Here is a 23,374-nt window from a genome sequence, read left to right as displayed (position 1 = left end):
AATATGTCTAGAAGAAGAAAGGCTCTCCATCGCTCCATCCTCCCGGATCCGCGTTACAAGTCCACGCTCGTTACCGAACTCGTCGGTGTCGTGCTGAAGCAGGGCAAGAAGACCATCGCTGAACAGATCGTCTATACCGCTCTCGAAAACCTCGGCCAGAAGCTCGAAGGTCCGGAAACTCCGCTTGAAAAGTTCGAACTCTGCCTCGAAAACATCAAGCCGCGTCTCGAAGTGAAGTCCCGCCGTATCGGTGGTGCCAACTACCAGGTTCCGATGGAAGTTGCACCGGACCGCGCCAAGGCCCTCGCTCTCCGCTGGCTCCTCGATGCAGCCCGTAACCGCAACGAAGCCAACATGGCTGACCGCCTTGCTGCAGAACTCGTTGCCGCCAAGAACGGTGAAGGCAACGCTGTCCGCAAGAAGAACGACACGCACAAGATGGCCGAAGCCAACAAGGCTTTCGCACACTTCCGTTTCTAATTCTTGCATTAGCACGGAATTATCCTAGAGGGAAGGCTCGCTGTAAACAGCGAGCCTTTTCTGTTTTGTGCAGTTAGGGTTTGCCGGAACACATACGTAGACTAAAATTCTAACACAAAAATGCCGAAATTTTGCGTAATTAGGCGTTTAAAACCGTACAACGCAAATAGTTGGACTTTTATTGCTTTTGTATACAGCGGGATTTATCTTTGCGGTAAAGGGTAAAAACAAAACACTTATGGGAGTGAAAATGAAAAAACACCTGAAATCCTTTGCCGGCATTTTGGCATCTGCCGCTTGCCTTGGCGCATTCGCGACCACCACATCGATGGCTGCAGAAACCTACGCGGGAACCTTCTTTGACGAAAACGGAGCCTATTACGGTCCGGATTGCGACAAGGATAAAAACTATTCCGGTGCTTATTACACGGGTAATTACGAAAGCCCGTTCAAGAAGATTTTGGGCAAGACTGACGCCGAAATTCAGGAAAAGATGGATGCCCTCTGGAATCATTACTTTAAGGGTGATGATAATTCCAAGGTTTATTATGACAGGGGTAGCGAAGCCTACATCAAGGACATCAACAACAACGACGTCCGCTCCGAAGGCATGTCCTACGGTATGATGATTGCCGTGCAGACGGGTCACAAAGAAGAATTCGACAAGCTCTGGAACTGGGCGAAGAACCACATGTGGCATAAAAGTGGCGGCTGGGACGGCTATTTCGCATGGCAGCGTAACGACAGCGGTACTGGTGGCGATGACAACTGCGCACCCGATGGCGAAATGTACTTTATGATGTCTTTACTTTTCGCAGCCAACCGCTGGAACGACAGCAAGTACATGGAAGACGCCCAGTACATCTTGAAAAAGATGTGGGACAACGGCCAGCATAGCCTTTTCAACCCGCAACACTATGTGATTACATTCCAGCCGCAGGGTAACGAAAACAACTTCTCCGACCCGTCTTACGACTTGCCGGCATACGTCGATCTTTTCGCCCGTTGGTCCACCTCCAATCAGGATAAGTGGAGCAAGGCTGCAAAGGCTACGCGCGATCATTTGTACAAGTCCTCTAACACGAAGTCCGGCTTGTTCAGCGACTATAACAACTTTGACGGAACCCCGCACGGCGTAAGCTACAATGGTAACGCCGAAAAGTACATGTACGACGCCATGCGCTGCGCTATGAACTTCGGTATGGACTACTACCTGTTCGGTGTGGATTCTGCTCGTCAAGAAGAAATGGCCCGCCGCATTATCGATTTCTTTGAAAAGGATGGCTACAAGCACGCCCGCTTTAACTGGGATGGCTCTAATCCGCAGGAACAGTATACGCAGGGCGAAGCTGGTGCAAATGCGGTTGCTGCCATGGCTTTGATTAATGATTCCAAGTACGATGCCGCCGTCAAGAAAAACTTGGAGTTGGCATGGGATACTAAGTTCATGACCGGTCAGTACCGCTACTACGATGGCCTGGTGCATTACCTTGCCATGCTCCACTTGAGCGGCACCTTCAAGATTTGGAAGCCGAAGCCGACTGTCGAATCCGAAGAAAAGACCATTAACGAAACCGAAATCAACGGCGTGACCTATAACGACGGCGACAAGATCGATTACTTCGAAGGTTGCAAGCTTTACAAGGCGACCATCAAGGCTGCCGCCCAGACTGGCCCGGGTAATGATTCTACTGTTACCACCCCTGATTCCACCGTTACCAACCCGGATTCTACGATTGCAATTCGTACAACCGTTGCCATGAACAATAATGTTCGCGTGTGGTCCACCAACAGCGCAATCGTTATTGAAAACGCACCGGCAGGCACCAAGTATACGGTCACTGACCTCAACGGTCGCGTGCTCTCGGCATCGAAGACTGCGACTTCGACCCAGGAAGTCCGCCTCGCCAAAACGGGCCCGATGCTTGTCATTGTCGGCAACAAGGCATACAAGGTCGTGAAATAGTAAAGCTTCTATTTAAGGCTTGTATATAAAAAGTCCCGGAAGGAAAATCTTCCGGGACTTTTGCTTTTGTGGATTGGTTATTTCTGTATGTGGAGCCTGTATACGCCTTGCATGTGGGTGCTGGGAGCATCGATAGCGTGTACGCCCGGGGTGAAGTGCTGTACGGCGCTCTGCCACAAAATGCAGCCCTGGTAGTCGAACTGCACGACGCTTGCCTTTAGCGCTTTGTCGGTTTGCATGTAGAGCTTGCCGTCTTGCAGGCGAAAGGAGTTGCCGGCGGCCCTCCCGGTAAGCTTGATAGCCGTGTTACTCTCCAAAGCCTTCATTTTGGCGATGCCGGCCTTCCAGGCGTCAACGGCGGCCTGCGAAGTGTTGAGTGCCCAGTCGCCCTCGTTCGCTTCCTTGCTCTGGCTGAACCACATCACCGCGAATACGCGTGAGAAGTCCGTGGCAAAATGCTCGAACATGTCGGTGATCCATTCGGCCTTGTTTCCGCCGAGTTCGGAGCTGGAAATTTCGGCGATGAAGAGCGGCTTGTCTATATTCGCGAGAGCGTTGTAGGCCTTCTTGAATACCTGCGTGAAAGTCTGCCAGCTGGACCAGCTCTGGCATTTACCCCAGTTGTAGCCGTCGATGGAGATGTAGTCCACGTAGTCGTCGCCGGGGTAGTTGCCGGTGAGTGTTGAACCCTTTCCTGCGTTCGAGGCGTTGGTGGTCCAGACCCACTTGACGTTTTCGACATTTTCTTCGCGGAAGATTTTCACGATGTGGCGGAATGCTTCGGCCACGTTTGCGTCGGTGTTGCCGGCACCTTCTTTACCCACGCCCCAGTCGTACCAGTCGCCGTTTGCTTCGTGGAGGGGCCTGAGCCAGATTTCTTCACCGTAATTCTTGACGCCCTTGGCGTAGTCGCGGATGTATTCGTCGGCCCTGCCGTCGACCAAGTCTTGGGCACCGTATCCGTTAGCCATCCAAGTGACCACCAGCGTGGAGCCGTTTTCTTTGGCGACGTTGGCGTATTCTTCGGTCGCGTTCCAGTCGTTGATGTCGAAGAGTGCAAAGTAGCTGATGAGGTCGAGGTGCGTGCCCTGTAAATCCTGGAACGCCTGCACGTTCTGTTGCGTGGGCTGCGGATACTGACCTGGGCCACCGACCCATGCGCCGACCTGGAATGCCATGGCCGCGACAGGTGCGACACACATAGAGAGGAATAATTTCTTGTTCATATAAACCCCGATTGGCGTTAAACGCCGGTGATGTTGTTTTACGTTTTAAAGATATGTTCGGGATTTTGCGAAAGACGTTTTAGTTGTTTGTATTTATATTAAAGTGTATCTAGTGTTATGGCGGAGGCCCGATGACTGTCGATGAATTTTGCAAGTGGATAGAATCGTCCGGATTCAAGGATGGTGCAAGGCTTCCATCTGTGCGCAAGGTAGCTGCGTCGCAGGGGGCTTCGACCTTTACCGTTTTCCAAGCGTATAAGCGCTTGGTAGAACAAGGGAAAATTTACGGAGAGCACGGTAATGGTTACTTTTGGGGCCAAAAGCCCGAAATCGTGGTAGATGCAAGCGAGCACGAGACCGAACGCCTGGAGCGCCTGCTTTTAGAAGACTGGAAATCCGGCAAGATTTCGGTAGATAGTACGCTACCGTCAATAAAGGACTTGTGCTCGGTTTACAGGACCACGTCGGGTTCCATGAGCCGTACCCTTGAAATGCTGCGTGAAAGGGGAGTGCTTGACCGCAAGGGCCGCGGGCGTTACTACTTCAAGAATACAAGGTCGTCTGCGGTCAACTTGAAGGAAATTCTCTTGATTATGCGTTGCAATCCGAACGGGGATTTTAACGGGCTTGGCGAACGTGAACTTACGTTCATGCAGAAGGTGTACGCCGAGGCGCGCCGCAACAAACTTAAAGTCAAGGCGCTCGGGTATTATGAAAAAGAGGGCCTTTTTCTAGATGCCGCTGGAAACCGGGTCAGGCTGGAGGACTGCGGCGAATACTTCGGTGCCGTCGTTTCGACAATGCTGGTGTTCAACATAAACAAACTCTTTGCCCTGCTTGCCTGCACGCGGTTCCCGATTTCGGTGTGGTGGGAGCACCCGCTATACGACATTCCTCGCGCGTTGAAAAAAGAAAAGCGCTACGCGTTCTTCAATTTGGCCTTTGGTGATTTCCCGGGGCGCGCGGTGGGGCATTTCTTGAAAGAAAAGGGAATGGAACGTGTTGCCTTTATTTCGCCTTACCACATGAGCATGTGGTCGAGGGACCGCCTGAAAGGACTCAAGAAGGTGGGGCTCGAGGTAATCGAAGCGACCGATGCGAGCCATGCGAGCCATTTTGATTTTATGCAGGAGAAGGGGGCACACGAACTTTTCAGCCGTATTTTGCTTAAGCTGGTGAAAGAGATTCCGCCTGTAGATGCGTGGGTCGTGTCAAACGACAGGGTAGGGGTGGAACTTTTGTCGCTCGTGGAGCAGGGCAAGCTCAAGCGCCCGCCTTACATGGTGTCTTTCGACAATTCCAACGACAGCTATCGCAACCGCCTGGATTCCTTTGAGTTCAGCCTCGATGCCCTTGCCGAGCAGTCCGTGTTTCATCTGATTTCCCCTGGCGTTACTTTGTATAAAAAAGACGATTTCCGAGAACTATCCGGGCATGTCGTGGAAAAGTGACCTCTTCGCTCGATTCTGTTCACATTTTTCCAACTTTTTTTCTTCCTACTGTCTACTTCCTACTTTCTACTTTTTTATATTTAAGGCACAAAAATTTTCACTTTAACAGAAGGTTAATAAAATGGCTAAAATCGCTAAAGTTTGGGCTCGTCAGATCCTGGATTCCCGTGGCAATCCGTCTCTCGAAGTCGATGTTACTCTTGACAACGGTATCGTTGGTCACGCTGCTGTTCCGAGCGGTGCTTCCACCGGTGAACGCGAAGCTTGCGAACTCCGCGACGGCGACAAGAAGACTTACTGCGGTAAGGGCACGCTCACTGCTGTGAAGAACGTGAACACCAAGATTGCTAAGAAGATCATCGGCATGGATCCGTCCAAGCAGACTGAAGTTGACGACGCCATGATTGCTCTCGACGGCAACCGCATGCTCAAGAACAAGCTCGGTGCAAACGCTATCCTCGGCGTTTCCATGGCTGTTTGCGTTGCTGCCGCTAAGGACGCTGGCCTTCCGCTTTACCAGTACATCGCCAAGCTCCATGGCACCAAGAAGCTCACGCTCCCCTGCCCGATGTGCAACGTGATCAACGGCGGTGCTCACTCCTCCGCTCCGATCGACTTCCAGGAATTCATGATCGCTCCGGTTGGCGCAAAGACCTTCTCCAAGGGCCTCCAGATGGTCACCGAAATCTTCCACGCCCTCAAGGCTGTGCTGAAGAAGGCCGGCTTCGACACCACCGTTGGTGACGAAGGTGGCTTCGCTCCTGGCGTTTCTATCAAGCCGGCTAAGAACAAGTTCGGTTACGAAATCACTGGCGTGATGACCCTCGAAAAGGCTCTCGACGCTTTGAAGGCTGCAACCACCAATGCCGGTTACAAGTTCGGCACTGACATCAAGATCGCTCTTGACGTTGCTTCCTCTGAATTCTGCGACAAGAACACCAAGGCTGGCAAGCCGGAAACCTACACCTTCAAGAAGAGCACCAAGAAGACTGTCAAGTCTGCCGACATGGTGAAGCTCTACGAAAAGCTCATCGACAAGTACTCCATCTTCTCCATTGAAGACGGTCTCGACGAAGCAGACTGGGCTGGCTGGAAGGTCATGACCGACAAGCTCGGCGGCAAGATCAACCTCGTGGGTGACGACCTGTTCGTTACCAACCCGACCATCTTCGACGAAGGCATCAAGGCCGGTATCGCCAACGCTATCCTCATCAAAGTGAACCAGGTGGGTTCTGTGTCCGAAACTCTCGCCGCTATCAAGCGCGCTCAGAACGAAGGCTATGCTCCGATCGTTTCTCACCGCTCTGGCGAAACCGAAGACACCTTCATCGCTGACCTCGCCGTCGGTACCGCCGCTGGCCAGATCAAGACTGGTTCTCTCTCCCGTACGGACCGCGTTTGCAAGTACAACCGCCTCCTCCGCATCGAAGAAGAACTCGGCAAGGCTGCTGTCTATGCCGGTGACCCGCGCAAGGCTTGCAAGGCCCCTGCTAAGGCTTGCAAGAAGTGCGGCTGCAAAAAGGCCAAGTAATTTTCTAAACCATTAGAATTACTAAGAGAAACCGTTCCTGGTTAACGACTAGGGCGGTTTTTCTTTTGTATGCAATGACTGTTAGTTTGTGTAAAATGCGTCAAAAAAGGGTTTGTTTCTAGTGAGTGTAAATTTCCGTAAACATCAATAGTCGCAAGGGCTGTCGCCTTGCGCTTAAAAGCACGATTGTAAACACTATTTTTGAAAATCGAAGGAACAAACAAATCTTTTAAATCTATATTACGAGAGAATTTTTTCACACTAAGCTTTTTATAGCTATAAAAAGAGGACACACATGATTGGACTTAAATCGATTGCCAAGACGGCGCTTGCGCTCTCGGCATCCGGTGCTCTCCTTTCGGGTTGCGGTGACGCTTCTTCGGAAGGTGATCTGGGTGGCGCGCTTCCCCGTCAACAGACGCTATACTTGTCGGGCCAGCAGAACGATGCGCCGGGTTCTTTCAACCCGCTCGCAGAAAGCTGGATGGCTTCCTGGCCGGTAGGCGGACGCTTCAACCTCATGTACGAACCGCTCATCACGTACAACTCCTTGAACGGCAAGATCGAACCCCTTCTGGGTACCTTGGTCGAGGATCTCTCCAATAACGACTCTATCGTTGTGGACCTGAACCCCGCCGCCAAGTGGAGCGATGGCAAGCCGGTGACCTCCGTGGACGTGACCTTCATGTTCCTGCGCGGTTCCATCAACTCTACCGAACAGATTTCCGCTATCCATATCGATTCCCTGAAGGGTGCCGATGGCGTCATTACCGAACGTCTTTCGTTCATGGTCGCCAAGGACAAGCGTAACAACCCGCTGACCGTGCGCGACATGTTGCAGGCAACCCGTATTGCCCCGTCTCACGTGTTTGAACCGCTCATCAAGGAAAAGGGCCTCGACGAAACGAAGAAGCTCCCGATGGACCAGAACCCGGTGGTTTCCGGTCCGTACAACCTGCGTAGCGCCGACCCGAACAAGATTATTCTTGAACGTCGTGACGACTACTGGGGCAACGCCGCCCTCCATGACGGCAAGCTTCCGGCTCCGAAGTTCATTGTTCACCCGATTTACAAGAACAACGAACACAACACGATTGCTATGCGTGAAGGCAACCTCGATGCCTCCCAGAGCTTTATTCCCCGCATTCAGCGTAAGGCTTCTGCAGGCGTCCACACCTGGTGGAACGAACCGCCTTACTTCCGTCCGGGTGCAATGCCCATGCTCGTGATCAACACCCTTAAGGAACCCCTGAACGACAAGCGCTTCCGTCGTGCTCTTGCAACTGCAATCGACTACAACGCGCTTCGCCAGTTCGCCGTTTCCAACTACACCTCTACCCTCAAGGCCGGCCTCATCATGCCGACGGACCTCGAAGGCAAGTACATTGTTGACGAAGACCTCGAAAAGTACGGTGTGAACCTCGGCATCAGCGATGAAGCCGAACGCCTCGCCGCAGTGAAGCAGATTCTTTCCGAAGCGGGCTTCAAGTCCGTATTCAATGACGACGGTACCCTGGACCATATGGAAAATGCCAAGGGAGAACGACTCCCGACTCTCTACATCACTAGCCCGAACGGCTGGACCGACTGGGAAGCCATGGTGACTATCGCTGTCGAAGGCATGCGCAAGGCCGGTATCGATATCCGCGAAGGCTTCGTGGACGGCGGTTCCTACTGGCCGGCCATGGGTCTTGGCAACTTCGACCTCGTGATGCACAAGCCTGTCGCCGACGTGACTCCGTCTCTTCCGTGGAGCCGCTTCAACGAAATCATGGCAAGCCGCGACTGGCAGCCGCTTGGCGCCTGGGCCGGTGTGAACATCGGTCGTTACAACCAGCCGGGTACCGAAGGCTTCCGCCCCGAAGTCGACCAACTGTTGTCTGCTATTCCTCTGATGACGGACTCCGTGGAAATTGCGAAGGCCTACCGCGAACTCAACAAGATCTTCATGGAAGACCAGCCCTCTATTCCGCTGGTTTACCTGCCTGAACAGTTCTACGAATTCAGCGACCGCGTGTGGACAAACTGGCCCACCGCCGAAAACCCGTACGCTCCGGCTCAGCTGCCGTGGGTGGCTTCGGGCACCAAGATCCTCTGGAACTTAAAGCTTGCTAAATAAAGGTTAAAGGAATACAAATGCTTAAACAATATCCTATGCTACGCTATGTCCTGCAGAAGGGGTTCTGGTATCTCCTGACCTTCGTTTTTGCAGTGGCATTGAACTTCGCCTTGCCGCGTCTTGGCGATAACAACCCGGTCGACATTATCATGGGTCAGGCCGGTAAGGGTCTTTCTCCGACTGAAGCCCAGAAGAAGAAAGCCGAACTCCTGGTGTCCTTCGGTATGGCCGAACTCGACGATCAGGGCAACGTGATTTATGAACCGGAAGTCGACGAAAATGGCCAGATGGTTACCCGCAAGGTGCCCAAGCTCGACGATGCTGGCAATCCGGTTCTTGTGACTGTGAAGGAAGTCAACGAAGACGGCACCCCGAAGATGGTGGAACGCCAGAAGGTTGACGCCGAAGGTAAGCCGGTCTTCGAAGAAAAGCCCGTGCTTGACGCCAAGGGCAAGCCCGTAATGGAAAAGAAGGGCAAGAAGAAGGTCGCCAAGGTTGAACAGGTCGCTGTCATGGAACAGGTCCAGGCTGAACGCCAGGACACCGTGATGGTTGACGAAGTCGTCCTCAAGACCGACCCGAAGCTCAGCTCTGCTTTCTCTCAGTTCATCCGTTATATCGCCAACGTGTTCAAGGGCGACCTCGGTCTCTCTTACCAGAACAACGAACCGGTGACCAACGTGATTAAGAAGTCCCTCCCGTGGACGCTCCTCATCCAGGCTCCAACCATTTTGCTCGGCTGGATTATCGGTAACTTGCTCGGTGCCTTCGCTGCTTACAAGCGCGGCATCTTCGACAAGGTGTTCTTCCCCTGCGCCATGTTCTTGAACGGTGTGCCGTACTTCGTGTTCGGTATGCTTTTGGTGGCTATGTTCTCCATCACGCTCGGCTGGTTCCCGGCTATGGGTGCTTATAGTTCCGACATTCCGGAACTCACCTTCTCCTGGACCTGCATCAAGAGCGTCGCTTGGTACTACATCCTCCCGTTCTTCAGCTGCTTCCCGATTCTTCTTTCGGGTCAGGCAACGGGTATGCGCTCCATGTCCATTTATGAACTCGGTACTGACTACATGAAGTACGCCAAGTGGCTCGGTCTTCGCGAAGGCAAGATTATTAGCTACGTGTTCCGTAACGCCATGCTTCCGCAGCTCACCGGTCTTGCTCAGTCCCTGGGTGCCATGGTGGGTGGCGCACTCATTACCGAAATGATCTTCTCTTATCCGGGCCTCGGTATGGCGATGCTCAACGCCATCCAGAAGAACGACTACGCAACGATTCAGGGTTGTACGCTCATGATCTCTACCTGCGTGCTCGTGGCTAACTACGCCGTTGACGTGCTCATCGCCGTGTTCGACCCGCGCGTTAAGGCCGGTCTCCAAATGGGAGGTAAGTAATTATGTTGAAACTCTTAAGAAACCTTCTCAAGTCCCCGATGTTTGTCATCGGTATCTCGATCTTCGTGCTCACGCTCCTGATCGCGCTCTTTGGACCTCTCTTCTACAACGTCGATACTCACGCCCGTGATATTCTCGCTGGCCCGTATGCAGGTTCTTCTTCTGAACACCTGCTCGGTACCGACCACCTCGGTCGTGACTATGTGTCCCTGCTGATTGCCGGCCTCCGCAGCTCCCTCTATGTGGGTTTCGTGGCCGGTATCATCGCGACGACAATCGGTGTGCTTATCGGTCTGTTCGGCGGTTTCCGTGGTGGCTGGATCGACGAAGTGCTGAACATGTTCACGAACCTCTTCATCGTGATTCCGCAGTTCGTGATCCTCGTGCTCATCAGCTCTGCCGTGAAGGATGGCCGTTCGCTGACCCTTATCGGTCTCATCATCGGTCTTACCGCATGGAGCTGGTCTGCTCGTGCCGTGCGTGCCCAGGCATCGTCCCTGCGTAGCCGCGACCACATCGCGCTTGCCCGCATCAACGGTGCATCCACGCTCACGATCGTGATCAAGCATGTGCTTCCGTACTTGCTCTCCTACGTGTTCATGGTGTTCATCATGCAGGTGGGTTCGGGTATTCTTTCCGAAGCTTCCATCTCCATGATCGGCCTTGGCCCTGTCGACACGACTAGCCTCGGTATCATCTTGAACCAGGCGAAGGACAACGGCGCTCTTGCCGACTCCATCTGGATTGCCTTCATTCCGGCAACCCTCGTGGTGACCCTTACGGTGTTTGCCCTTTACCTCATCAATACTTCTATGGAAGGCGTCTTTAACCCGCGTCTGCGCAAATAAGAGGTAACGAAATGTCTGAAAATGTATTTGAAGTAGAAAATCTCGGCCTCTATTACCTTGGCCGTTTCGGTGACAAGACTCATGCCGTGACGGATGTATCCTTCTCTATGAAGAAGGGCGAAATCCTTGGTATCGCAGGTGAATCCGGTTGCGGTAAGTCCACCTTGGTGTCTGGCCTTATGGGCATGTGCATTCCGCCGCTCTACCCCGAAAAGGGTGACGTGCGTGTGCGCGTGGGCGACCACATGGAATCCCTGATGCACCGCAAGCTCGAAGATGTTCGCGCCAACGTGCTCGCTCAGCAGGTCTCCATGATTCCGCAGGGTGCATTCAACGCCCTGAACCCGGTGCGTAAAATCAAGGACATCGCCGCCGACGTGATTGCTGCTCACCAGCAGCCGGGCAAGAAGCTCGACCACAAGGAAATCTACGACCGCCTTTGCGAACGTTTCGACCTGTTCGGCATGGACACCAAGCGCGTGCTGAACTCCTACCCGATTCAGCTCACCGCCGGTGAACGCCAGCGTTCCGTGATCGGTATCTCCACCTTGCTCAATCCGCAGATGGTGATCGCTGACGAACCGACTTCCGCTTTGGACGTGTCTACCCAGAAGGAAGTGATCAAGATGATCTTCGATCTTCTTGACAAGGGCATCTTCTCCACGATGATCTTCATTACCCACGAGCTTCCGCTCCTGTACCACGTGGCAGACAACATCGCCATCATGTACGCCGGCGAAATCGTGGAATACGGTACGGCTGACCAGGTCGTTAAGGACCCGCGTCACCCCTACACCCAGGCTCTGATGGGCGCTATGCTTTCTACCGAAGCATCCCAGCGTACCCGTCATCCGGTGGCTATCGAAGGTGCTCCTCCGAGCCTGAAGAACAAGATCGTGGGTTGCCGCTTTGCTCCCCGCTGCAAGAAGGCATGCCCCGACTGCAAGAAGAATACCCAGAACATCCGCATTGTAGGCGGCCGTCAAGTGAGGTGCGATTATGCTGTCTGATAAACCCGTTGTATTTTCCGCTAAGCGCATCAGCAAGGATTTTGGTGCCGGTAAGACCCTGAAGACCGCCGTGAAGGACGTGTCCTTCGACATCTACGACGAAGAATTCATCTCGATCGTGGGTGGTTCGGGTTGCGGCAAGTCCGTGCTCGCAAAGATCATGCTCGGTCTTTACAAGCCGACTCGCGGCCAGTTCCTGTATCGCGACAAGCCCATCAAGAACCTGAAGGCTCACTGGAATGAAGTGCAGTTCGTGTTCCAGGATCCGTTCGGATGCTTCAACCAGTTCTTTACTATCCGTAGCCAGCTGGAAGACGCCCTGAACATCCTCAAGGATAAGCCCTCCAAGGAAGAAGTCCGCCGCCGCGTGGACGAAGGCCTGATGGCTGTGAACGTGAAGCCCGAAGATATCGAAGGCAAGTACCCGTTCGAACTTTCCGGCGGTCAGATGCAGCGTATGCTTTTGGCCCGTATCTTCGCGCTCCGTCCGAAGGTGTTGATCGCTGACGAAGCCACCTCCATGGTGGACGCCTGCGTGCGCGCAAACATCCTCGATTACCTCCGCAAGTTGAAAGACGAGCTGAAAATGACGGTGGTGTTCGTGACCCACGATATCGGCCTTGCAAACTACGTTTCTGACCGTATCTTCATCATGCATGACGGTAAGATCGTGAACCAGGGTACTCCGGAAGAAGTGCTTGACAACACGACCGAACCGCACACGCTCAAGCTGCTCGACGATATTCCGGAAGTCCACAAGACCGAATGGATCAAGAACAGCCATCGTTCTAAGAAGTAATTGGAGTGTGTCATCCTGAGCGGAAGGCTCGCAGAGCCTGAAGTCGAAGGATCTAGAAAACCCGACTCCGCAAGGAGCCGGGTTTCTTCTTTTTGTGTCGTTTTCTGAGATTTTGTACTAAAATTCATTGTTTATTTTGAACGTAGATTTGCATACAAAAGAGAATTATTTTACCTTGTAATAAAAAAGAAGGGGTTTATAAGACCGGAAACCATCCAAAAGCGCGAAGACGAATTTTTCTCCAACCTGACCAACTCCGCAGGGGTCAAGTACAAGTTGACCCAGACAACCGATATCGGGCACGGGGTGAAGATTTATTCTATCCGCCCGGATTTCACGTCCTACTATTAGGTTGCCGAGCCCGCCCAGAAGCCCGCTGAAGCGACAATGCCTGTTGAAACCCCGAAGGCCGAAGTCAAGGCTGCAGAAGTCAAGAAGTCTCCCGAAATTAAACCCGCCGCAAAACCGCAAGCGAGCAAGCCCAAAACCACCCCGGTAAAGGCGCCTTCGCTTCTTGGAAGCATTATTTCGTTGCTCCTCCAATTGCTTGGCGGCAAGAAACGTTAACCCCCAAATAGGAAGAAGAAAACATGGCAACAGAAACACAAGTGCCGGCTACACCGGATTCTGCCGACAAGGCAAACGCCAAGCTCAACAAGATGGAGCTGATGAAGAAATTCAAGCAGCAGTCTCCTGTTGCAGCCCTTGCCTCGCCGAGTGGCTGTGCCGTCCTGATTGTTCTGATTATTGTCATCACGGCGATTGCTCTCAAGAAGGGCTTCTCTATCGCTAAGGGCGACACGAAGCTTTCTGTCGGTGGTGACGACAAGAAAGATCAGTAATCGTCAAGCTTAATGCATTAAAAAGCCTCTCCAATCGGAGAGACTTTTTTTGTATATAGAAAACCATCAGTGCGGATGGGTCCCTTTTTTATGCATATTACAAAATTTGTTATAAGTTTTTCCTATAATGTATTTTTGTTGATAAAATTTTAAATGACAGTTTATAAGTGAATTTTTATTTTATAAAAAATATATCCCCCCCCCTTCCTTTCGAAAGTAAATCCTATGGTTTTGAAAGGTCTCTGTAAGAGAAAAATGAGGAAAGAATGAAAAAAATGATGTTTTGGGTGTTGGTTATGGCTGCAGTTGCCTTTAGCGCTGTAGTTAGCCCGTCGCAATCCACTCTTGCCATATTGTTGGATGCTTCCGGATTGTGCAATGACAGTTCGGTAAATTCGTGGAAAAAAATGGGTGTGGATGATTTTTTAAAAGCGCACGCTTTCTATGGGAATGTTCATTCCATTTATTGTCATTCCTATGATGATTCTAAGAGTCCTGCGGAGGTTGCAGATAGCCTTTTCAAAGGGAAAACATCAGTTTTTAATAAAGCTTTGAGTGAATAGACCAAAAATGTGGGGCCTTTGAGTCTCGAAAGGACGCCGGCCAAGTTCATTATTATAGCAGAAGGTGTTGCTGGACTTGCTGTTCGCGAGTATATTCAAAGTCGGGAGTATCAAGGAGAAATTGATAATGTTGTCTTCTTTAACACTCCGCATGAGGGAACTGGTTTTGCTGATCAGGCTTTGTTGAATGAGTCTTCTGTATTAAATAAATCTAAATCCGTTGCCGATTATAGTGACATAATTCCGCTGGCATTGGCGGTATATCTTGTGGGCGGTGGAGATGCCCTGGAAAACTTGATGATGTCGCTTCTTAAGGAAGCCGTTCTTGGAATGGCCCAAGATGCAGGAAATATAAAAGAGAACTTCAAGGGATATTTTGAAGACAAGGAAAACTCCTACAAGTCCTTGCTGTATCTTGCCCAGGATTTAGATTTGACAGATAGTGCGTATAATGATGTAAAAAAGAAGGCTAAAGAAAAAGGACTGGAGTTAAACGATTTTGCCGGAAGTACGCAATTGCTTAACTCTTATTCCAAATTGAATTCGTTTGATCATCCGGCGTACAATAACGTTTATTCATACGGACTTCCGACAATAGGCAATGGCCGGCGAACATTGGCCGATTTTGCAGATCAACCAAAGAACCACGTAAGTAAGGAAAAACTCCAAAAAGTATTGACGGAATCGCTTTCGACTACGCTTTCAGAAAATGGGAAAACTGTAGTTCCTGACGATATTGCTAATCTTGTTTCGGATGCGGTGAATGGCGACTTTGGTTCGGGTGCATTGAATTTTGCCCATGAAATTGCCGAAAAATATGATATCCCTGTTAATCAAATATCTGGATATATTCAAGATGTTTCAACTTTGAGTAAGTTGAAGTTTAATAAAGAGAATTTGTCAAAGTCTGTAATGAAAGTTATAAGTATTGCGAATAAGTATTTGCCGGAAAAGTATAAGTCGGAATTGTTCTCTACCTTTATTGATGAATATTCAGAAAAAATTACTGAACTTCGCGAAAGCGCAAAAACTCTTAAGAGTGACTTGAAAAAGGGAATGGATTTGGTTTCTAACAATTTATCCAATTATGCAATCAATTTCTTTGACGAAGGAACTTTTGATGTCCCAGCGTTTAGTGCCATTGGGAAAAATGTTCAAGCGTTCAAGGAATCGAACGTCTTTAGTAAGGGGTATTCGTTATATGAATGTGCTCGGAATTCGGAATTGAATGAATACATGGAATATGTTTCAAAAGCTGGGAAGTTGGAAGAAATAAGGCAGGATATTGACGAAGGACTTAAATATGGCTGTTTATTGGCTAGTGGTGCTCCAGGTGTAAAGGAAGCATGTCGAACTGCTCAGTTCTTGGCAAATGTGGCTTTGATTGCGGATGTTTCAATGACAATTGAAAAAGCTGTACAAAAAATTGATGCATTGAGGTCGGTTAAGTATTTTGCTGTGGAACAGTCGATTCGAAAAATGGATTCTTGCTCTTGGAATGATTACAAAGGAAATAAGCATGAAATAGAGGCTTCTGGCATGGAAAAGATGTTGTTTGGGACTCCCGTTATTTCCTTGCAGACGGTGCGTAATAGTAATAATACTATGGACTCAATTATTCCTTTGCTTTTGTACAAGGAACTTGAATCTGTGAAGGGTTATGAGGATATTGCTAGGGATTCTAATGTCTATGGTTATTCGATTCCGGTATCGGAATTTATGGATATGAATAGAAATAGCCTAACTAATAGTAGCTCCGTAATGATAAAGGATGTTCATTATGAACAAAGAGATGGGTTTGTGCATAATTATGCCAAGTATGCGGCATTAGATGCGTTTACAGTGAGAGATTATATAAATGAATATCGTTTTATAATAGATGATTTCCAACCGGATTCTCTTCGTCTGGTAAAATTTGATTTTAATGCAAGGATTCAAATCGCATATGAACGGGACGGCAATAAATGGTATATCTATCGTGGGAGTAATAATGATTGGGAACCGAATCCCATTGATTCGTTATATGAATCTCCTGTTCAAAAGGATGGCCAGTTTGTGTTCCGACCTAAGGAAATACTGAACAAGAATGTTTCCGCTGATAAGGGAGGTGTATTGCTCAGTGCAATTCAGGAGGATGGTGCAAATAGTGTTAGTATTTATATTGTGAATAAGTTTGGTTATTCAAATAATCAGCGAATCACTTTTAAGTTCCAGGCTGTTGATTACTTAGTAGAAGAAGGATGGCCAAAGTCGTTTGATGTGGTGTCTAAGATGGATACAGTGGATATCTTTTCAAACGATTTAGGCTATGCTGCGGATCTTGGAACATATCGCTTAATTGTATCGCGCTCAAATTCAAATGATAAAGATACCGTTAAGGTTTATGTTGATAGTTTGGAAGGGGCTGGTGCTCGTTTTAGATTCTGGACGGATATCTCCCCGCTTTGGAAAAAGCATCCTTTAGAAAATACATCCTATACTCTTAAATGGGATTTGGGTTTTAAAGTGAAAACTTTGAAGGAAGATGGTTCAACAGGGGAACAAACTATAACTTATAATCCTCAAGTTTATGTGCAGGTGGATACTTTAGCGCCAAATATTGCTTTTGATACTTCTTTTGCTCCGAAGGTTGTGTCTTTTAATGATAATAGTCCTATTGCTTATGTATTAAATCTTGACTCGGTTGAAAATCGCCGTTTGCGAGGCATTCGTGGTTTTATGGTTCGTAAAAGGACGAATGAAACATTAATGCTTTTCCATAGGGCGAATGTGGGAGAACCGTCATATGAAATACGGTGGAATAATGGACCTGTTACGTGGAGTGACTCTGTAGAACTGTATGTTCAGGCGTATGATTTTGCAAATCCAGATTCTACAACGAAGAGTCAACTTATTAAAGTAGTAAAGGATTCTGCAGAGCGTTCTTGGTCCCTTGTGATGGCTGATGATACAACATTTAAATTGGGTATCAATGGAAAATCCATACATAAGTCTATCATTGTTGATAATGGAGCTCCGCAGCTATTGAATGAAAATGTAAGAGCAAAAAATTCTACGGATAACACGCTTCCTTCATTTACTAAGAATGAAAATGGAGGGGAAACGCTCTTAAATGCAAGGGATACTTTGCTGGTGACATTTGAAATAGATGAAAATTTGCTTGGGCGTGATTCTGAAGCTGTAGTAGTAGAGTTGTTTTTTAAGGATTCTCTTAATAATGGTATAGTCAAATCGAAAAAGTATCTGTATGATTATGTTGTGCGTAAATCTTTAGAACGATTTGTTTTTGAAGAACCAGATATTAATAGACTTGAGGATGGTGTTTACAGTGTGGAAGTTTCGCTTACTGACGAAGCGGGCAACAAGAGTGAGAAGCGAATTATGGAAAAACTGCGTGTGGATAGGACTTCACCGCAGGTTCATGGTGTTTCACTTGGAGATGTCGCGTATAAAAACGTTGCGGAATTGAAGAAAGGAACTGCCCACTTAAGCCAAAGTATAGATGATGCAAGAAACCGTTCTAGTTTGGCATGCTATGTAAAGGTAGACGTAAATAACAATGTTGGAAAATGGGTCGGGCCTGTTGCCGAAACAGTGAGTAAAGATACTCTTTATTCAAATTATGAGTTTGACATTAGGGGGGCCGCCTTAGACACGAGCAAGGGCTTTTGGTATGTCTATTTTGGTTGTTACGATGAGGCCGGAAATTTTGGAAAGAATATGAACTTTATGGGAATGGGGAACCGTTATCCTGAAATTACCTATCCAAAAGGAGGTTCTGATAGCTACAAGGATAAAATCTTAGTTAAGGGATTCGCCCCAAATCCAGAAATTCATGGAAATGATAACAACGGTGAATTTCGTATTTACTGGAGAGCGCAGGGAAAAGATACTACTTGGTCAGAAAAGGGAATTGACTATTTGGTGTTTGATAGAAGCCTATTGCCTTCGGAACGAGATTTAGCTGTATGGGATTTGTCAAGTTTAAATCTTGACGAAGGAAACTATAGTTTAAAACTTTCCATAAGGAGTTGCGATACTTGTAGATGGTATTCTGATGAGCGAACAATCTCTGTAGATGATTTTGTGGCGCCTGCCCCGATCGATGCTCCTAAAATTATGGTTACCCTGCCTTTTGATGATCATGTGGCAGGTCATATCGAGGACATTTCCATAGAATTGATGAATGTTCCTGAGACATCGCAGTGGGTTGTAAAGGCTTTTATTGAGGCCCCGTCTCCAAAAGATTCGTCAGTTTACGTGAGGACTGTAGAAAAGACTTTTAATCCTATGGTCATATCCCCGTTTAGAACACCTGTGGTGGCTTCGGATACGGGATTGTCTATTTGGCAGGAAAACGATGGTGCTACTTGGCATGTTCGTTATGTGGGGAATGCGCAAGGGGTAAGGATGGGAAATGATACGACGGATTTAAGGCGTACGCCTGGCTTAGCAATTCGGTATGTTGATGGCGATATTGTATGGGATTCTACACTAGAAGCGGATTCAACGCATTCTTTGGGCTTTGTCATGGACAGTGTTCGGGTTCAGAATGATAGCGTGGATTTACTTATTCCCCGTTACAATACAACTAAGGTATGGAATGTGGAACATGACTCTGTTGAATTGACGTTCAGGACAACATCTCCTTTTACCGTAGATGCGGCGACGATTGACAAAACCTTATTTAAAGATTCACTTTCTCCTGTGGTATATATTTATCCTGAAAAGTACAAGGCTCATATTTCTTGGGACGGTTTGGTAAATGGGACCTATTCCAGTGGCAGCCTTGTACGGATACATGTAATCGCATATGAAAAAGGAAACGAGCAGAATATTATCAGTAAGGATGAAGAGTGGTATTTGAAATACGAGAAGACGAAAATAGTGCTCTCTTCTAATAATTTGGAAAAGTACTATATAAATTTCATTGGTTCCGCTTTAGATTCATCCATTGTGCAAATGGCAGATTATGGATTCCAATTCAAATTAACGGGACAATCTGCAGTTGTGACTGCTAAAATTCAGGATTCAACAAACAAAGATGTATACACCCTATTGGATCGTGATACTGTTTTGGCGACCGCTGCAAACCAGTGGAAAACACTCCGATGGAATGGCATGAAAGATGACAATTTTGTTAAGGCCGGTTCATATAAAATCCATCTACTTGTAGAAAACGAAAACGGGATAATCATAGATACACTCTATCCATTTGAAGTGAGTTTAGGGGCGAATATTAAAGAAGCAAGAGTAGATTCGGTGGGGCGCATCGCTGAGTTAAAGATGGATGAGGCTATTGTTGATTCAAATGGTGACTTCCGATATGTCGGAAAACCTGATTATTTACTTAGAACGAATATCAGAGCAACGGTACTGCCGGAAAAAGAAAGGACGTTTAAATATAGCTGGGATGTATATGGGCAGCAACACCCCTTTGTGTATCAAAAAACACGTCCTAGTCTTGGTATTCAGAGGCATAGGGACGAATTCTGGGCGACGGTGGTTACGTTGGTGATGAGTGAATCACGAGTGTATGAAATAAGAGATGGAGATTATTATATAAATGGATGCTTTGAAGATGATGATGTAAGGAACAGTCGTGGATATTATTATAGAATTGATGTAAGAAAGCAAAAATTCAATAAGGGAGAAAAGAAAATAGAAATTCTTGCGGATTTGGATTCCATAAGAGATGTCCAATGGCGCGCTTATGGATATAAATCAAATACTGGCGAAGTATTGCATAATTTGGCTGCAATAAAAATTTATCCAGCCTCGGCTTATGAGAAAATAAAGGATTATTTAGACAATGATACGATGTATTATCATAATGCTGTAGCTGAAACTAACGAATATTTCTCGACAGATGATTTTTCGTGGAATCTTGTTTATAAAAAGGATTCGTACAAGGCCGAAAGCATGATAAGAAGGTGGTTTGAAGACTGGGATGGATTCCCCTTGTATTATGAAGCTGTAAATTTTGATTTAAATATTCTCGCGAATTCTGATAGTTTAATCAATATGTTCGATAAAAACTCATCGACAATTACAGTCTGTGATGCAGAAAAAATAGACAGTAAAGAATTGACAGAGGATAATTCAAAGTTTGTATGTGGTGCGAAAACAGCGAAAGAGGAAGTTGATAAGAATGTGCTTGCTCAATTTAATCCCCATGCGTATATGATGCGTGTAAAAATGAAACCTTATGATGGAAAAGAGAGTTTTATTGTGAAGGAATATCATAAGGATGATTGTAAAGAAATGAATAATTCTGGCTCGGATTTGAGGATCAAGTTTGTTCTTGAAATGGATTCTAACTATTGGAATCCGCCAGCGGAAAGGTGGGGTACAAATAATTTGGCCAACCGCTATGTTCGTTTTGATCCTTTGAATAAGATATTATATGGTAATCAGGGGTATCTTACAGCTTTGTCTAGACTTCGGGATTTCAAATTTCAGAATTCCTATAATGGCTCATTATGGGAATATGATACTTCTTTGAATAGTGGGCCGACGGTGTTTGAAGCGAAACGTTTGTGGGTATGGCCTATTGAAGAAAATCCTTTGCTTTTTAATGATGAAATCAAAGCAAATGAACGGCCTGATTCTGTAGTGAAATTCTATCCGTCAGAATATTCTTGGCGTTTTTATCGTGGAAACGGAGATTTTGTTTATAGGGCAGAGGCGCGAGACCTTAATGGAAATTTGCTTGCTGAATTTGACAGCGATGAGCAGGATGCAAAAAAAGGTATAGATAAGAAAATTTCGGATAGGTTAATTCCTCACGATATCTACTTTGACGTTGCTCCTAAAATGACTTTTGACCAAGCTTTTGCAAAAAATGTGATAATGGAGCATCCCACTTTTGTTGATTATCCTTTAAATGATAGAGAATGTAAGGTGAATGAACCTAACGGGTATCATTTTTATGGTTGTGACAGTTGGGTTTCTTATGTGCATTTTACTCAACACGATTGGAATGATTCTCAATGGAAAAGCACGTTTGTATTGGATAGCGGAAAGGGTTATATACGTAACCCCCTCACGGATTCCAGTGTGCCTTCCTATGCTTTGACTATGGTAAAAACTCCCAATGAAGCTAATTTGAATGGGAATTTGCAGTATAATGTTGTTCCGCAAGATTGGGACGAAGAAAAAGGCTTGTGGAAATTTGAGTTGAAAAAACCTGAATCAGATGAGGTTCCTATTGACCGCTATGTTTTGAATGCGGATGCTAGCAATTTTGGCAATTGGGACTTTGATCCGCTTTGTGCTAATACTGGCTCCTGCACGATAATCAATAATGGACAGACAATTCCATCGTCTGAACTAGATTTCTATCGTTCTAAGGATACAATTTTTATGTCAGAACGAAGTTTAAATGGAGGTTTGCAACAGAGAGAGATAATTCCGCTTGCAAGCGTTGCTGCCCAGAGTGCGGATCCTGCTGATACAATTCTTGCTTCGGAATGGGCGAAAAATCAGTCTGCTTTGGTTCATGTATATAAGAGGGTAATGCTGAGAGACACTTCTTTGACTCAACATCCTTATCTTAAAGCCAGTTATGACTCTGCCGCCAAACAATTCATCGTGACTCGTAATTCTAAAGATATATATGCTTCTCGTGAAGACGAAATTGTTACCCTTCGCGGTACTATTCCGTATGATGTAACCAACTGGAATATTTCTTATATCCAAAATGGAATGCGCTTTAAGGTTGGTGAAGGAACCCAGCAACCGATTGTTGCGACTATGAATGTGAATCAGCTTCAGGGAAATACATCGTTCTTTTTGACTTACAAGGGCGCTGATAATGTGACGTATTACCGTCAGCTAGATGTTCATATAGGGGAACATGTAAAAGCGGACGAAAAAAATGATGTCTATTCGATGTACGGTAATGTGCATGTTCACTTTGAAGCAAATGCATGGGAGAGGGATGAGGATGTTACCGTGCGTACAATGAATCCAAGTGATTGCTATGATTGCAATTTGTTCCGGAATATGACTCCTGTCGGTCCTGTTTTAGAAATGTTGCCCTCACATAAGTTCCCTGATGGAAAAGAACCCCTTGTGACGGTAGATATTTCTATGGCTACCTTGAAAGAAGAAGGCCTTGATTATCGGAATCTGAAAATCTATAAGGTTGATGCCGAAACCAAAAACCTTATTCCGTTGGAAATGGAAGGGGGAGCTGTTCTTCTTAGTTCAGATTATAGCAGCTGTGATACGTTGAATCTAAGTTCCTGTGCATTCGTTAGAATCAATGCAAAAACACATACATTCTCAAAGTTCGTTGTTTTAGATTCGTTAAAGGCAGATAGCATTGTGGTCGCTGATTCCATTCCTGAAATAGCCGAAGCGTTCTCTTGCCCACAGATGGACAATATCTGGCTTGACACTCTTTGGATGGGATCTGCAAATGGTTGGCTTGAATTCCCGTACCTCTGTGACGGAAAGAGTAATTACCTGTTGCAATTAAGCGTTGCGGGTAACGTATCGGCGGAACATCGTGGCGCCTCTACAAGGCCGATGATTGTATGGTCTGCACAAAATACGGATTTCAATGTTCTTGATTCAATGTATCAGTCTTCTATCGTATTCTATGGTGTCGATGGCAATACGGAACAGAAACTTGGCCCGGTCGTAAGGCTTGATTCCGTTGCTCCTGTTATTGAAAATCTGGAAACCTCTGTTTCCGAAAACGAGGATGGTTCACGCATTGTGCATGTGGAAACGGAAATAGAAGAAGCTGGCAGTGGTGTCGCGAAAACTACCATGGAACTGTTCCTGGGTGGAAACCTCTTGCACAGTGTGACTATTCCAGAAAATCAAGCTCCGGTGTACGACTTTATGGTGGATAAGCAAAGCCTGTACAGCTGCGTTGGATGCATGGCCACAATCAAGGTTATCGTAGAGGACAAGGGGCATAATTCGGACGAAGTTGTGAAGCAGACCGAAAAGCTGTATCCTTACCCGTTGTCTTTGGTGTTGTGGTATCCGTTTGCCGAGGGATCGGGTAAAATTGGTTATGAGTTGATGACGATGGACAATCCCCAAAAGATGCACATGGACCTTGTTTCTATAGACAATCCGTGGAATGGCCGGTATGGGGTGCATTTGTTCAAGGCTGCGGATTCTG

Annotated in this window: 14 protein-coding genes; 13 read left to right on the top strand and 1 reads right to left on the bottom strand. The window is 47.3% G+C overall.

What is annotated here, in order from left to right; translation table 11 throughout:
• Positions 1-3: 3 nt before the first annotated feature.
• Entirely contained in the window at positions 4-480 is a 477-nt protein-coding gene (rpsG, locus tag B7988_RS13585) for a 30S ribosomal protein S7 (protein WP_072980594.1), read from the top strand.
• Between the two features lie 250 nt (positions 481-730).
• Positions 731-2,446 carry a glycosyl hydrolase family 8 gene (locus B7988_RS13580; protein ID WP_249269007.1) on the top strand — a complete coding sequence of 572 codons (1,716 nt, stop codon included), beginning with the start codon at positions 731-733 and terminating at the stop codon, positions 2,444-2,446.
• A 77-nt stretch (positions 2,447-2,523) separates the two neighbouring features.
• On the opposite strand, the gene B7988_RS13575 is transcribed toward B7988_RS13580, so the two are convergent.
• Complete coding sequence (locus B7988_RS13575) at positions 2,524-3,672, bottom strand: glycosyl hydrolase (RefSeq protein WP_088658336.1); 1,149 nt, start codon at positions 3,670-3,672, stop codon at positions 2,524-2,526.
• A gap of 131 nt (positions 3,673-3,803) precedes the next feature.
• Between B7988_RS13575 and B7988_RS13570 the strand changes: the two genes are divergently transcribed.
• The 11 genes from B7988_RS13570 to B7988_RS13520 all read left to right on the top strand — a co-directional run.
• Positions 3,804-5,123: a GntR family transcriptional regulator gene (locus tag B7988_RS13570; RefSeq protein ID WP_088658335.1), complete on the top strand. Its 1,320-nt coding sequence runs from the start codon at positions 3,804-3,806 to the stop codon at positions 5,121-5,123.
• 121 nt (positions 5,124-5,244) lie between these two features.
• Complete coding sequence (eno, locus tag B7988_RS13565) at positions 5,245-6,654, top strand: phosphopyruvate hydratase (protein WP_073057359.1); 1,410 nt, start codon at positions 5,245-5,247, stop codon at positions 6,652-6,654.
• A 295-nt stretch (positions 6,655-6,949) separates the two neighbouring features.
• Positions 6,950-8,773, top strand: coding sequence for an ABC transporter substrate-binding protein (locus tag B7988_RS13560; RefSeq protein WP_073322907.1), 1,824 nt, complete (start codon positions 6,950-6,952; stop codon positions 8,771-8,773).
• A gap of 17 nt (positions 8,774-8,790) precedes the next feature.
• A complete protein-coding gene (locus tag B7988_RS13555) occupies positions 8,791-10,167 on the top strand; it encodes an ABC transporter permease (protein ID WP_088658334.1) in 1,377 nt (458 codons plus the stop codon).
• A 2-nt stretch (positions 10,168-10,169) separates the two neighbouring features.
• Positions 10,170-11,015 (top strand): ABC transporter permease, encoded by an 846-nt coding sequence (locus tag B7988_RS13550; protein WP_072979824.1) that lies wholly within the window; start codon positions 10,170-10,172, stop codon positions 11,013-11,015.
• Positions 11,016-11,026: 11 nt separating this feature from the next.
• The gene (locus tag B7988_RS13545) at positions 11,027-12,025 is read left to right on the top strand and encodes an ABC transporter ATP-binding protein (RefSeq protein ID WP_088658333.1); all 999 of its coding nucleotides are present in this window, start codon (positions 11,027-11,029) and stop codon (positions 12,023-12,025) included.
• Positions 12,015-12,824, top strand: coding sequence for a dipeptide/oligopeptide/nickel ABC transporter ATP-binding protein (locus B7988_RS13540; protein ID WP_088658332.1), 810 nt, complete (start codon positions 12,015-12,017; stop codon positions 12,822-12,824). Before B7988_RS13545 ends, B7988_RS13540 begins: the two co-directional genes overlap by 11 nt.
• Before the next feature lie 387 nt (positions 12,825-13,211).
• Complete coding sequence (locus tag B7988_RS13535) at positions 13,212-13,391, top strand: hypothetical protein (RefSeq protein ID WP_088658331.1); 180 nt, start codon at positions 13,212-13,214, stop codon at positions 13,389-13,391.
• Positions 13,392-13,414: 23 nt separating this feature from the next.
• Positions 13,415-13,666 carry a hypothetical protein gene (locus B7988_RS13530; RefSeq protein ID WP_088658330.1) on the top strand — a complete coding sequence of 84 codons (252 nt, stop codon included), beginning with the start codon at positions 13,415-13,417 and terminating at the stop codon, positions 13,664-13,666.
• 266 nt (positions 13,667-13,932) lie between these two features.
• Positions 13,933-14,229 carry a hypothetical protein gene (locus B7988_RS13525; RefSeq protein ID WP_088658329.1) on the top strand — a complete coding sequence of 99 codons (297 nt, stop codon included), beginning with the start codon at positions 13,933-13,935 and terminating at the stop codon, positions 14,227-14,229.
• A gap of 18 nt (positions 14,230-14,247) precedes the next feature.
• Positions 14,248-23,374, top strand: a 9,127-nt coding sequence (locus B7988_RS13520; protein WP_141225685.1) for a hypothetical protein, incomplete at its 3' end; no start/stop codon positions are given.

This window comes from Fibrobacter sp. UWB1, assembly GCF_002210325.1.
GTDB lineage: Bacteria > Fibrobacterota > Fibrobacteria > Fibrobacterales > Fibrobacteraceae > Fibrobacter.
Note: the sequence above shows the minus strand (reverse complement) of the source record. Positions and strands in the feature narration are given on the sequence as shown.

Excerpts from the sequence above, each read along its gene's own strand:
- rpsG (WP_072980594.1), top strand. The coding sequence starts at position 4 with ATGTCTAGAAGAAGAAAGGCTCTCCATCGCTCCATCCTCCCGGATCCG.
- B7988_RS13580 (WP_249269007.1), top strand. The coding sequence starts at position 731 with ATGAAAAAACACCTGAAATCCTTTGCCGGCATTTTGGCATCTGCCGCT.
- B7988_RS13575 (WP_088658336.1), bottom strand. The coding sequence starts at position 3,672 with ATGAACAAGAAATTATTCCTCTCTATGTGTGTCGCACCTGTCGCGGCC.
- B7988_RS13570 (WP_088658335.1), top strand. The coding sequence starts at position 3,804 with ATGACTGTCGATGAATTTTGCAAGTGGATAGAATCGTCCGGATTCAAG.
- eno (WP_073057359.1), top strand. The coding sequence starts at position 5,245 with ATGGCTAAAATCGCTAAAGTTTGGGCTCGTCAGATCCTGGATTCCCGT.
- B7988_RS13560 (WP_073322907.1), top strand. The coding sequence starts at position 6,950 with ATGATTGGACTTAAATCGATTGCCAAGACGGCGCTTGCGCTCTCGGCA.
- B7988_RS13555 (WP_088658334.1), top strand. The coding sequence starts at position 8,791 with ATGCTTAAACAATATCCTATGCTACGCTATGTCCTGCAGAAGGGGTTC.
- B7988_RS13550 (WP_072979824.1), top strand. The coding sequence starts at position 10,170 with ATGTTGAAACTCTTAAGAAACCTTCTCAAGTCCCCGATGTTTGTCATC.
- B7988_RS13545 (WP_088658333.1), top strand. The coding sequence starts at position 11,027 with ATGTCTGAAAATGTATTTGAAGTAGAAAATCTCGGCCTCTATTACCTT.
- B7988_RS13540 (WP_088658332.1), top strand. The coding sequence starts at position 12,015 with ATGCTGTCTGATAAACCCGTTGTATTTTCCGCTAAGCGCATCAGCAAG.
- B7988_RS13535 (WP_088658331.1), top strand. The coding sequence starts at position 13,212 with ATGCCTGTTGAAACCCCGAAGGCCGAAGTCAAGGCTGCAGAAGTCAAG.
- B7988_RS13530 (WP_088658330.1), top strand. The coding sequence starts at position 13,415 with ATGGCAACAGAAACACAAGTGCCGGCTACACCGGATTCTGCCGACAAG.
- B7988_RS13525 (WP_088658329.1), top strand. The coding sequence starts at position 13,933 with ATGAAAAAAATGATGTTTTGGGTGTTGGTTATGGCTGCAGTTGCCTTT.